General features: G+C 37.1%; 11 protein-coding genes, 1 tRNA gene and 1 pseudogene. All 13 read left to right on the top strand.

The genetic code is table 11. The features are described from left to right. Positions 1 to 134: 134 nt before the first annotated feature. The gene (locus KHY58_RS06995; RefSeq protein WP_105086684.1) at positions 135 to 575 is read left to right on the top strand and encodes an MOSC domain-containing protein; all 441 of its coding nucleotides are present in this window, start codon (positions 135 to 137) and stop codon (positions 573 to 575) included. Positions 576 to 601: 26 nt separating this feature from the next. Next, positions 602 to 1567, top strand: coding sequence for a GTP 3',8-cyclase MoaA (gene moaA / locus KHY58_RS06990; protein ID WP_278472667.1), 966 nt, complete (start codon positions 602 to 604; stop codon positions 1565 to 1567). Between the two features lies 1 nt (position 1568). Continuing rightward, positions 1569 to 1871, top strand: a complete 303-nt coding sequence (locus tag KHY58_RS06985) for a hypothetical protein (RefSeq protein ID WP_278472665.1) — start codon at positions 1569 to 1571, stop codon at positions 1869 to 1871. A gap of 83 nt (positions 1872 to 1954) precedes the next feature. Next, positions 1955 to 2030, top strand: a tRNA-Lys gene (locus tag KHY58_RS06980). 282 nt (positions 2031 to 2312) lie between these two features. After that, the gene (locus KHY58_RS06975) at positions 2313 to 3254 is read left to right on the top strand and encodes a Dyp-type peroxidase (RefSeq protein WP_008601474.1); all 942 of its coding nucleotides are present in this window, start codon (positions 2313 to 2315) and stop codon (positions 3252 to 3254) included. Positions 3255 to 3437: 183 nt separating this feature from the next. Next, positions 3438 to 4937, top strand: a complete 1500-nt coding sequence (gene thrC / locus KHY58_RS06970; protein ID WP_012864628.1) for a threonine synthase — start codon at positions 3438 to 3440, stop codon at positions 4935 to 4937. A 212-nt stretch (positions 4938 to 5149) separates the two neighbouring features. Next, a complete protein-coding gene (locus KHY58_RS06965) occupies positions 5150 to 6037 on the top strand; it encodes a DMT family transporter (RefSeq protein WP_195394633.1) in 888 nt (295 codons plus the stop codon). A 172-nt stretch (positions 6038 to 6209) separates the two neighbouring features. Then, positions 6210 to 7877 carry an ATP-dependent nuclease gene (locus KHY58_RS06960; RefSeq protein ID WP_278472663.1) on the top strand — a complete coding sequence of 556 codons (1668 nt, stop codon included), beginning with the start codon at positions 6210 to 6212 and terminating at the stop codon, positions 7875 to 7877. A gap of 284 nt (positions 7878 to 8161) precedes the next feature. Further along, positions 8162 to 8629 carry a large conductance mechanosensitive channel protein MscL gene (mscL, locus tag KHY58_RS06955; RefSeq protein ID WP_004696554.1) on the top strand — a complete coding sequence of 156 codons (468 nt, stop codon included), beginning with the start codon at positions 8162 to 8164 and terminating at the stop codon, positions 8627 to 8629. Positions 8630 to 8752: 123 nt separating this feature from the next. Beyond that, positions 8753 to 9802, top strand: coding sequence for a 2-hydroxyacid dehydrogenase (locus KHY58_RS06950; protein WP_278472658.1), 1050 nt, complete (start codon positions 8753 to 8755; stop codon positions 9800 to 9802). 82 nt (positions 9803 to 9884) lie between these two features. Further along, complete coding sequence (locus tag KHY58_RS06945) at positions 9885 to 11573, top strand: glutamine--tRNA ligase/YqeY domain fusion protein (protein WP_278472655.1); 1689 nt, start codon at positions 9885 to 9887, stop codon at positions 11571 to 11573. 190 nt (positions 11574 to 11763) lie between these two features. Continuing rightward, a complete protein-coding gene (locus KHY58_RS06940) occupies positions 11764 to 12396 on the top strand; it encodes a hypothetical protein (RefSeq protein WP_221740907.1) in 633 nt (210 codons plus the stop codon). A 104-nt stretch (positions 12397 to 12500) separates the two neighbouring features. Beyond that, positions 12501 to 12659: pseudogene (locus tag KHY58_RS10015) on the top strand (DUF3793 domain-containing protein); the annotation flags it as partial.

Here is a 12659-nt window from a genome sequence, read left to right as displayed (position 1 = left end):
ATGCTATAATATATAGATAATTGTAGAACTATTTTGTGATACTTTCATAAAATAGGAATACAGTCTGGATTTACAATTAAGTGTTTATAAAAAGTTATGTATATGGAATGTTCCCATAAGAAGGGAAGGGGCACGTGGCAGACGGAAAGATTATTGCTATCTCCATTAGTGAGAAAAAAGGGCAAAAAAAACATAATATTGAATCCGCCAATCTCATTGTAGATCATGGGATGGAGGGAGATGCTCATGCAGGAAATTGGCATCGCCAAATCAGCTTGCTTGGTATTGCGAGTATTGATCACATGAGGGCACAAGGTGCAGATGTTAAACCTGGTGATTTCGCTGAAAACATTACAGTAGAAGGCATGGTTCTTTATGAATTAGCTGTAGGGACTCACTTACAAGTAGGTGATGATGTGATTCTTGAAATTACTCAAATTGGCAAAGAGTGTCATCAAGGTTGTGAAATTATGAAACAAGTTGGTTCGTGCATTATGCCTACACAAGGTATCTTTGGTAAGGTTCTTAAAACTGGTACGATTCATGTAGGTGATGAAGTATCTATTATTAAATAATTTCGTATTAGTAAATGAGGTGTGTTATGAAAGACGCATGGGGTCGTACAATTGAATATGTACGTCTGTCGTTGACAGATGCGTGTAATTTTTGTTGTCCCTACTGCCGACCTGCAGAAATTACTCCTCAAAGTCAAACACAACTATTATCTGTTGATGAATGGATGAATATATTAGGGGCCTTCCATCATATTGGTGTGAAGGCAGTACGCCTCACAGGCGGTGAGCCTTTGCTCTATCCACATATCGAAGAGTTACTAGGTCGCATTAAAGAATCAGGTTGGTTTGAAGATATCTCTATGACTACCAATGGTAGTTTATTAGCTTCACGAGCGCAACGGTTAAAAAAAATTGGCTTGAATCGTGTGAATATTAGTTTGGACTCTCTTGAAACTGAAGCTTTTGCTACCTGTGTTGGCAAAGCGGGACAGTTGGAGTCTGTTCTCGACGGTATACGTAGTGCTATTAATGCTAACTTTAAATCCGTTAAGATTAATACGGTTTTATCTCGTTATTGGTCCGATGATGAAGTTAAATCTTTATTACAATATGTTGAAAAATGGCCTGTTGTTTGGCGGTTTATTGAATACATGCCGTTCCAAGGTGATGCCTTTCATGGGCCTACCTTTGATGAATGGAAGGAACAATTAGAACGCGTTAGTGGCGGATCTCTCACAGAGGTTCATTCTGTTTATGGCTTTGGTCCTGCTACATATTTGGCACTACCTAGTGGTAAGGCTGTAGGCTTTATTTTTTCTATGTCTCATAGTTATTGTGATACCTGTAATCGTGTGCGCCTTACATCTGATGGTCAAATGCGATTGTGTTTGTTGCGAGATGATGAGGCTGACCTTGTATCGCTCGTGCGCAATGGTGCCTCAGAAGAGGCTTTAGCTAAGCATATCGAACGTGCTTTGCAACGAAAACAAGAACGACATGATGGTATAGGCATGGAGCAACCAGAACGACCAATGTGGCGAATCGGAGGGTAGTATGGGATTTTTTGATTTTTTAAAACCAAGATCAAAGGAAAATATTGAATCATGCTGGCCTGGAGGCAAGATGCTTCAAGTCCATATAGAATACGATACACAAGAGTCTGTTTTTACCTATTTTGGTCGTTATGGTTTACAGTTTAGCGTTCCTAAGTCTAATTTAACGAATGTTATTGTTAAAGAAGTAAGCCGCACTCATAGTGTGCTTCAACTATATAGTGGTGAAGATTGCGTAGGGACTAGTGACTTACTCCCTACTGAGGCCTGTAATATTATGAAGGATTGGGTATTACAATATTAATAATATGAATGTTGATATTTTATAGGAGTGTAATAAATTTTCTTTACATTCCTATAAAATAAGCATATAATTATTCATGTCATGGACCACTAGCTCAGCTGGCAGAGCACCTGACTCTTAATCAGGGTGTCCAGGGTTCGAACCCCTGGTGGTCCACCAGAGTAAAGAACTCACATTTTGTGTGAGTTCTTTTTTTGTGTAATTATTTTTCTTTTAGTTTTTTACATATCTTTTTAGCCTTTATATAGTTATTTACATGGTTAGAATATGTTGTGGTTTAATCCTATTTTTCTCAAACGAGTAGTCATTGATTCAATTAAGTTTATAAATTTTAACATTAATGGAATATAGTATTGATACAATATAATATATTTTATAGACAGTAAAACTATAATAGCTTATGATGGTTTTATAATAGTTTTTCTCATTAGGAGGTACCAAATGGCAGTAGATGTTTCTAGAACACAAGATGTGTATAAAGATGCTGGCCAAAGTGTCAACTTCACTACTTTGTTATTAAACCGTAAAGATCATGAGGCAGAACTTGAAGTGATTCAAGATATGGCAGATCGTATTCAAGCCATTAAACGTTCTGTTAGTATTCGCGCTAATGGGGAAGGTTTGGGCATTGCCTTTGGCTTTAGCCGTAAGGCATGGGATTATTTGTTCCCTAATGCACCGGTACCAAAAGAGTTAGAAGACTTCCAAGGCATAAAAGGTGATAAACAAGATGTACCAGCTGTAGCAGCTGACTTATTTTTGCATGTCCGCTCTAATGATGAATCTGTTACGTATACTGTAGTAGATCAAATTATGGAGTTCTTACGCCCTATTACATCTGTTGTAGATGAAACCCATGGCTTCCACTACGAACAAGGTCGTGCGATTATTGATTTCGTTGATGGTACGGAAAACCCTGTTGGCCAAGAGGCTGTAGAGTGGGGCGTTATTGGTGATGAAGATCCTGAATTCACTAACGGCTCTTATGCATTTGCTCAAAAATATGAACATGATCTTGATGCATGGCGTGCACTTCCTACAGAAATGCAAGAAAAATTCATTGGACGTCGTAAATTTAGCGATATTGAATTAGAGGATGATGAAAAAGATCCGGCAGCTCACAATGTAGTGGCTCAAGATAATCGTGATGACGAAGAACACAAAATCGTTCGTATGAATGTTCCATTTGCTCAACCAGGACATGGCGTACGTGGTACATATTTCATCGGTTATGCTCGTTACTGGGATGTAACTAAAACAATGCTTACCAATATGTTTACGCAAAACGATAAATTGCTTGATTACTCCAAACCTATTACTGGCATGTTATTCTTCATCCCATCTCTTGATACATTGGATGCTATTGCGGAAGGTGAACTATAACCGAATTCTGATTAATATTGGAAAGCTGTATATTCACTTAATTAGTTAGTAATATTTGGTTTTATCTATCAGATTAAAATTTATTATATAATTCTATAGAAAGCGCCCCAAGTGGGCGCTTTTATGCTATAATAAATCTATTAAACTCGTAAAAATCCATTGTAGTTATGAATGAGGTATTCCATGAATTATACTAGCACCCGAGGTACCGTTGCGGTAAATGAAACATATGCATTGTTGCACGGCTTAGCAGAGGATGGTGGCCTATATGTACCATCTTTATTTCCTACAAACTGCTTAACTTACAATGATGTGAAAGATAAAAACTACCAAGAAGTAGCAGCCGTTGTTTTAGCAAAGTTGTTTCCATGCTTTTCAGAAGCTCATTTAAATGAAATGATTAATTCTGCTTACTGCGATGCTAATTTCAGCACCCGCGATATTGCACCATTACACTCTTTATTGGAAAAGGTTTCCGTATTGGAACTATTCCATGGCCGCACACAAGCTTTCAAAGATATGGCATTATCCTTATTTCCATACCTTTTAGTAGCTGCTAAGGAGGCTGAGGGTGAGAAAAAAGAGGTTCTTATCTTAACGGCTACTTCTGGTGATACTGGTAAAGCAGCTCTTGAGGGCTTCAAGGATGTACCGGGAACTCATATTCAAGTATTCTACCCGACTGATGGCGTTAGTCCTATGCAAGCGGAACAAATGCAAAAACAAGAAGGGGAGAATGTTAATGTTACGGCTATTCATGGCAATTTTGACGATGCTCAACAATTCTTGAAACGCCTCTTTGTTGATAAAGCGACTGCTGAAGAGGTTGCTGAAAAAGGAGTTATGTTCTCCAGTGCGAACTCTATCAATATTGGTCGTTTAGCTCCACAAGTAGTTTACTATGTAAATGCCTATGCTGAACTGGTTGCACAAGGTGCAATCCATGAAGACGAAGCTTTCAACGTTGTAGTTCCAACAGGTAACTTCGGTAATATCTTGGCTGCTTACTATGCTAAAAAAATGGGGATTCCTATCGGCAAATTGATTTGTGCATCTAATCAAAATAACGTACTTACTGACTTCTTTGAAAACGGTACCTACGATATGAACCGCCCATTCTATACGACGATTTCTCCATCTATGGATATTCTTGAATCCTCTAACTTTGAACGATTCTTATATTATATTTCTGGTGAAGATAGCGAACGTACAGTAGGATGGATGAAAGATCTTAAAACAACAGGCAAATTAACTGTTAATGAAGAAGAGTTCAAACGTGTTAAGACTGATTTTGCTGGTGCCTACGTTGATGATGAAGAAACAAAAGCAATCATTGAACAAGTATACAATTCTTACGGTTATGTAATGGATCCTCATACGGCGGTTGCTATGGGGGCGTATATGAAGGAGTTGGAGAAGCATCCTGAAGATGGCGCTCGTCATACAGTGATTGCATCTACAGCACATCCGTTTAAATTTCCTACACCAATCTGTGAGGCATTGGATATCAAGGTGGGCGAGACTCCTTATGAAAGCTTAGATAATATCTCTGCTGTAACGGGTGTTGCCTTCCCTAAACAATTGGAAGCCTTACAATCCAAACCATTGCGCTTTACAAAAGCAATCGACAAAGAGAATATGAAACAAGAAATCTTAGATTTTGTAGATACATTCTCTAAATAATACAATGCCGCCTTTCCTTAGAAGGGCGGCATATCTATATGTTTTTTATTGAGTAATCATTTTTTATTGATTAACCAATTAAATTCATTTTCTCATTAAATTAACATTCATCATATATGATATGGAATTTTGTTAGTATGTATTGATGTATTCATTATTTATAGAAATATGGGTTTATAATTATATAGAGAAATATAATTATAGGAGGGGCTATGGCTAAAAAGGGCCTTATATATGCACTGTTATCTGCACTTTTGTTTAGTACGATGAATGTATTTGTAAAACTGTTAGGGACAAATATTCCACCTGGGGAGATCGCTTTTGCCCGTGGGTTCTTTGGGACTGTTGCGGTGCTCATTATCATGTATGTGAAGGGCATCCGTTTTTCAAAAGAGAATCGGGGGCTCCTCGTCATGCGTGGCTTATACGGCGGTTTTGGTATGGTATGTAATTTCATAGCATTGGTACACATAAAATTATCTGATGCAACAATTCTATTTCAGACGACAGGAATATTTGTTTTTATCTTTAGTGCTCTGTTTCTGAAGGAATCGATACCTAAAGGGGCTGGCAAATGGCTTGGAGTCATTTTGATTGCTGTCTTAGTAATGGTAAATCCTTTTAGTTATGAATCATTTTCTTGGTATGCATTGGTAGCAATTTTAGGTGCTGCTTTAGCTGCGGCGGCCTATACGACGATACGAACTATTAGTAAACGCGGACAACATAGTAATTTTGAAATCATGGCCTATTTCATGATTACTGGCATGATTGCGGGCCTCGTCACTACTGATAAGCTCGTTATGCCTCAAGGTACAGATTGGCTCATTATCTTCGCTATCGGTGGTATTAGTGTAGTGGCTCAGTTTTTCTTGACTGGCGCCTTTGTTACGACCAATGCTGTAGTGGCTCAATTCTTGCAATACGTTGGCGTATTTATTAGTTCCTTCTATGGGTTCTTGATCTTTGGTGAAAGCTTATCCATAGCAACAGTAGGAGCTGGTATTGCTATGTTTATATCCTCTGTCATGTTGGCGCGTCTTAAAGAACAGAGTGGTCCATTAAGAGAGGGCAAGGTTATAGAGGATAAAATTAAATAAATGTCGAATATATACAGTATCAGACTGTATATGACAGTGGGGGTGCTGATTACATTCGTGATTGGCACCTTTTTACATAAAAGATAAAATACAGGGGTATTAGTTAGTGATTTATTGTAATGAAATATACTAGAGCTTTTTCATTTTGAAAGTAGCTACAGACGGAGGAGCTATGTATATAAAATGGATGCATATTGAAAACTATAGGAACTTAGCCGATGTAACGCTAAGCTTTCACAATGATATTAATTACTTTGTCGGTGAAAATGCGGTAGGTAAGTCTAATTTTTTAGATCTCTTAGAAATTATCATGGAGTGCCATGGTTTTATTGAAAGTGATTTTACGGATGTAAATAAGCCTATTCGCATTGATTTTGAAATATCTCTAGGTGAGTTAAATTATAAAAGCATGTATACTGCTGATGAGGGACCTACCTACCGTTTACGACTTGAACAAGTTGTACAAGAGGTATATCCACGATTATACAGAGTCACTGATGCAGGGATTGAGCCTATGCCGTTGTCTATGATTCGTCATGCTTTATATGTGTGTCATCGCGATACCTCAGAGCAGGAACTGTTTTCTATACCGTCCTCTATATATGTAGAATTAGGACAGCTATTACAAGCTTATGTGTCTCGATTAGAAATGCCTACTGATGATTTTCAGCGTGAAATTGTTAGTTTACGTAAGGATTTAGATCCTTACTGTATGCTCAATATTCAACATCTTGTAGAGGTATTGTCTACATCCTCCGCTATGGAACGTAAGTATTCTGCTGATAATGTACGATTGATTATGGCTGTGGCTCTCAAGATTTTGGCTCAAATTTATATGAAAGTGAGTAGTGCAACTACAAATTTAGAATCTTTACTTGTATATGATGCAAAGGGATACAAGTTTTTACCAATCTTTATAAGTGTGGATGAGCCAGAGCTACATTTAAGTCCGTATTTGCAACGCGCTGTGCTCAATTATTACCGTCAAATTGCAACTAATGAAAATGAAGAGTTTTTAGCGTTGTTGCGAGATGTATTTAAAATTGATGGATTGTTAGGACAACTTTTTGTAGTTACACATAGTACAGATGCGCTTGTTGATGATTATCGGCACATTATTCGCCTTTATCGGGATGAAAATAATATGGTCTGTGCAGCCTGTGGGGTTACGTTTAACTTCCCTAAAGAGGTAGAGAAGCATTTGATTATGCATTTTCCAGAGGCTAAGGAGGCGCTCTACGCTCGGTGTATTATCATTGTAGAAGGAGAGACAGAATACGGTAGCTTTGCAGGTTTTGGTAAACGATTGGGTGTAGATTTTGATTACTTTGGCATCTGTCTTATCAATGCCCGAGGAGAGTCTTCTATTAGTAAATTACAAAAATTGTTTAATAGATTCTCTATTCCTACAGTAGCGCTCTATGATCGCGATGTAGAGGGAAAATATGCAAAAGCACATAGCAATATATTTTACACACAGGAAATTTGTTTTGAAATGGATTTTGTATCATATTTGCTTGCGATGCACAAGCGTTCCATAATGGATGCCATCATCAAGGACATTATTGATGACGCTCGTCCGATGGTAACAAAGGATATGGCGCGGCGTGGTTATGCTAAATTAGGTATTACTAAAAGCCAAATTGTACAACGATGTTTACCAAATATTTCGGATCGTAAGTTGGATGATTTACATATCTATTACTTCTCTTGGTTTTATGCTAATAAAGGAGTAATTGTAGGGCGACGTATTAGTCAATTTTTAGATGCTTCCATGATACCACCTGCATTTATTGCAGTAATAGAGCGTGCTAAACTTCTTTCGCTAGGCTTAGGTTAATGGAGTAATACATTACTACTTCTAATTAATAGAGTCTGACCAAAGTTTTGTTAGACTCTATTTTTTCGAAGGTAACATAGCGTTTTAGAGTGTAGGCATAGGAAATATGGTGTAAAAAATACGCATAATAAGCGATTTATTACAATAATAGATAGAATTATGAAAAACTACATTAACTAAATTTTAAAAACTACATCGAAATTTCTTGACATCTTTTTATCTTTATTTTATGATTAGTACTGTTATTAATGCATTCTCAATTAAACGTATCTAGGAGTATGAAAATGAAAGACTTTTTAAACGACTTTAAAGCATTTGCTTTCAAAGGCAATATGATGGACCTAGCTATTGGTATGATTATTGGTGCTGCTTTCACAGCATTGGTTAATTCTGTTGTAAACAACCTATTCATGCCTGTTCTCAGTGTATTCACAGGTGGTATTGATTTTAGTAATTTGTATTTGCCATTGAGCACAGGTTCTAAAGATGCATTCATGGCTGGCGCTGATATTGCTACAGCTCGTGCAGCTGGATCTGTATTGCCATATGGTACATTTATTACTGATTTGATTCAATTCTTGATTTTGGCATTTGTTGTATTCTTGATGGTTCGTGGCTTGGCTAAAATGATGAAATCCGCGAAAGAAGAGGAAGTTGCAGAAGCACCTACAACGAAAGAATGTCAATTCTGTAAATCTGAAATCAATATTAATGCAGTTAAATGTCCTAACTGTACTGCAGATTTGAACTAGTTCAAATTTAAATTATACATAAAAGGAGTGAGGTTTTGGCCTTACTCCTTTTTGTTGTATTACGTTAGCTTTCTAGTATAAAATATAATTATAATATATAGAATTTTTTAGGGAGGGATATACATGGAAAAGAAACCTCTAGTAGTAGTAAATGGACTGGTTCGCAAAGATGCGATTGCATATTTAAAAGAGCATGTAGATGTGCGCCAATGGACTGAAAAAACAGTGATGCCTCGTGAGGTACTGAAGGAATGGCTCGTTGATGCAGATGGTTTATGGTGTGTACGACCTTTAGATGTAGATGCTGATCTTGTAAAGAATGCGCCAAATTTAAAGGTTATAGCACAAGCGGCCGTAGGCTATGATAATGTAAACATTGATGAACTAACAGCGGCAGGCATTCCTTATGGCAATACACCAGGTGTTCTCAATGAAACGGTAGCAGAACTTGCATTTACCTTGATTGCCACGGCTAGTCGTCGTATTATAGAAAATGCTAACTTTGTAAAAGACGGTCGTTGGGCTCAAAGACCTTCTAATATTAAAGGTTTTGATTTAAGTCGTCGCACTCTTGGTATCATTGGCATGGGGGCTATCGGCGTGTCTATTTCTCGCCGCGCCCGTGCCTTTGGTATGACTGTTGTATATCATAATCGTAATCAACGCTTGGATGATAAGATTCATAAGACTACTTATATGGAGCTAGATGACCTTTTAGCTACTAGTGATGTAGTTTGTGTAATGGCTCCATTAACAGATGAAACCTATCATATGTGTGATGAAGCATTCTTCAAGAAGATGAAAAATACCGCTTTATTTGTAAATGTAGGTCGTGGTCCTATCGTTGATACAGAGGCACTCATTAATGCCTTAAATACAGGTGAAATTGATTATGCGGCACTCGATGTGACGGATCCAGAACCATTACCAGTGGATCATCCATTATTAGATGTAGAAAATTGCCTCATTGTACCACATATTGGCTCTTACACAGATAGGACTCGTTATGACATGTCTATTTTGACAGCAGATAATATTATTGCCGGCGTTCATAAGAAACCGTTAAAAACATGTGTGAACGAAGACGTGAACTACAAGAAACCTCAAATGGATGTAGAGTCTGCGCTAGAAGAGCTTAAAAAGGCTGGCGTTGATTTAACCGATTTCGACTAACAGTGCAAGACATTAAAAGATATGCGGTTTTATACAAAGTATGGTAAAATAAAAGAATATTTTTCCTATGGAGGTAAGAACGTTGGAACATAAAGACATTGAAAAAGATGTAGCTCCTGAAGAAGTTGTATCTGTTAACTTTATTGAAGCTATTATCAACAAAGATAACGAAACTGGCAAATACGGTGGGCGTGTATTGACTCGTTTTCCACCAGAACCAAATGGTTACTTGCATATTGGACATGCTAAATCTATTTGCCTAAACTTTGGTATTGGTAAACAATACAATGGTTTAACAAATCTTCGCTTTGATGATACAAATCCTGTAAAAGAAGATGTCGAATATGTAAACTCCATCATGGAAGACGTTAAATGGCTTGGATTTGAATGGAATGAACAACCACGCTATGCATCTGATTATTTTGGCCAAATGTATGAGTATGCTAAGAAATTAATCACGCTTGGCAAAGCTTATGTAGATGATCAAACTGCAGATGAAATTAAACAAAATCGTGGCGATTTCTCTACTCCTGGTGTCAATAGTCCATACCGTGATCGTAGTGTAGAAGAAAATTTGATGCTCTTCGAAGAAATGAAAGCTGGTAAATATAAAGATGGGGAAAAGGTATTGCGTGCAAAAATCGATATGGCGCATCCTAATATCGTAATGCGTGACCCTGTTATTTATCGTATTGTAAATACAGAGCATCATAATACGGGTAATGAGTGGAAAATTTATCCTATGTATGATTTTGCCCATCCTATTGAAGATGCTATTGAACGCATTACGCATTCTATTTGTACATTAGAATTTGAAGTTCACCGACCATTATATGATTGGGTGTTAGAGGAATGGGATGATACTGAAATTCCACAACAAATTGAGTTTGCTCGCTTGAATGTAACTAAAATGGTTATGTCCAAACGTAAATTGCGTGCTCTTGTTGAAGCTGGACTTGTATCTGGTTGGGATGATCCTCGTATGCCGACAATCTCAGGTTTACGCCGCCGTGGTTATACACCGGAATCTATTCGTGATTTCTGTGAGCGCATTGGTGTAGCGAAGGCAGATAGCGTTGTAGATATTGCTTTGCTTGAGTTCTGTATTCGAGAGGACTTGAAACTTAAAGCTAAGCGTCCTATGGTTGTTGTGGATCCTGTAAAGGTTATTATTACAAATTATCCAGAAGGCAAAACAGAACTTTGTACAGTTGAAAATAATCCTGAAAATGAAGAACTTGGTAATCGTGAAGTTGTATTTGGCCGTGAAATCTATATCGAACGCAGTGACTTTATGGAAGAACCAGTTAAGAAATTTTTCCGCTTAGCACCAGGCAAAGAAGTACGCTTGAAAGGAGCTTATTTCATTACATGCACTGATGTTATTAAAGATGAAAATGGTAATATTACAGAAATTCACTGTACATATGACCCTGAAACTAAGAGCGGTAGCGGTTGTACACGTAAGGTTAAGGGCACATTACATTGGGTTGAAGCGTCTACTGCAGTAGATATTGAATCCCGTTTATATGATTACCTGCTTAAAGAAGATTCTGATGGCAAAGATTTCTTAGGTGATTTCAATCATGAGTCTTTACAAGTATTCAAGAGTAAAGGTGAGGCAAGTCTTGCTACAACTGTACCAGGGGATCATTTCCAATTCTTGCGTCAAGGTTACTTTGTAACTGATAAAGACAGTACTTCAGACCACATTGTGATGAACCGTATTGTTGGTTTACGTGATAGTTGGGCTAAGGCACAAAAGAAATAATATAACGCTTATTTTATATTACTATAATGTTAAAGAACCGCTCCTTGGTGGGCGGTTCTTTAACACTGGGTTATTACTATAAATACTTTAATGACAATAGATGTCTAGAATAGCCTAAGCCATTGTTTGGCTTTAATCTCTAGATGTTGTATTGTTAGCTTATTATATTAAAGCTTTGATGAGGAAAAATATGAAGAAATTAGTATTACTTGCTACGGCAGCGGCTGTGTTGGCATCTGTGCCAGCTACGGGTTCTGCAGCAAATATCAAGTCCATTTTAAATAGAAGTCAAACTGTAACATATCAAGGTGTTAAATTGCCTGAAGGTGTTACTATGTATCAAAATAACCCTAAAGCATTATTTGCAGGGGAAGGGAAAAAAGACGTTAAATCTGTACTTCTTGAAGCAGGTGTATCTTCTGCAGATGTATATACATTAAATATTAAAACAGAAAACGAAATGCGATATGCTGTTTATGCTAATGTTGTATTAGGTAAACAATTATCTGGTCGTATGAGTGAAGCAAAACATATGAATACAGATTCTTCTTCAATTGGTGCATTGGCCGCTGCTATTAACAAGGGTGAGAGCCCTGCGCTTGGCACTTTTACGGTAATAAATCCATTAGTAAAACAAGGCAATGCCTATGAAGGTACATTGAAATATAAAAGTGTAGCTAATAATAATTCTTATAATGAGATATTACATATTAGTATTTCTGAAGATAAATATACAGGACCAAATGCTCATTTAATCGCTGTTGATGAAGCTAATGATAGTGTTGTATTCCCTAAAGTTAAAGGTTTATTACATACCAAATAATAAATAATTATTGAAAATATATATCAATTATTCTTGACAATTTTTCTCATCAAGAGTACTATGAGCCTATAGGAATTATTCTCATTAGAGGTAATTCTAACGATGTGCAACAGGCAGGTATTATTATGATGAATTCAATTGACCATATCATTGGATATCATTGTGCACCGGCAATTCGAGGTGTTAAGCTATCGAACTTGGTTTCTATTCCACGGGACATGAATGAACAAATCCAATTTGTATTGATAGAGTATAATAAAGCG

The organism is Veillonella parvula, from assembly GCF_018366295.1.
Taxonomy (GTDB): domain Bacteria; phylum Bacillota; class Negativicutes; order Veillonellales; family Veillonellaceae; genus Veillonella; species Veillonella parvula_P.
Note: the sequence above shows the minus strand (reverse complement) of the source record. Positions and strands in the feature narration are given on the sequence as shown.

Excerpts from the sequence above, each read along its gene's own strand:
- moaA (WP_278472667.1), top strand. The coding sequence starts at position 602 with ATGAAAGACGCATGGGGTCGTACAATTGAATATGTACGTCTGTCGTTG.
- KHY58_RS06985 (WP_278472665.1), top strand. The coding sequence starts at position 1,569 with ATGGGATTTTTTGATTTTTTAAAACCAAGATCAAAGGAAAATATTGAA.
- KHY58_RS06975 (WP_008601474.1), top strand. The coding sequence starts at position 2,313 with ATGGCAGTAGATGTTTCTAGAACACAAGATGTGTATAAAGATGCTGGC.
- thrC (WP_012864628.1), top strand. The coding sequence starts at position 3,438 with ATGAATTATACTAGCACCCGAGGTACCGTTGCGGTAAATGAAACATAT.
- KHY58_RS06965 (WP_195394633.1), top strand. The coding sequence starts at position 5,150 with ATGGCTAAAAAGGGCCTTATATATGCACTGTTATCTGCACTTTTGTTT.
- KHY58_RS06960 (WP_278472663.1), top strand. The coding sequence starts at position 6,210 with ATGTATATAAAATGGATGCATATTGAAAACTATAGGAACTTAGCCGAT.
- mscL (WP_004696554.1), top strand. The coding sequence starts at position 8,162 with ATGAAAGACTTTTTAAACGACTTTAAAGCATTTGCTTTCAAAGGCAAT.
- KHY58_RS06950 (WP_278472658.1), top strand. The coding sequence starts at position 8,753 with ATGGAAAAGAAACCTCTAGTAGTAGTAAATGGACTGGTTCGCAAAGAT.
- KHY58_RS06940 (WP_221740907.1), top strand. The coding sequence starts at position 11,764 with ATGAAGAAATTAGTATTACTTGCTACGGCAGCGGCTGTGTTGGCATCT.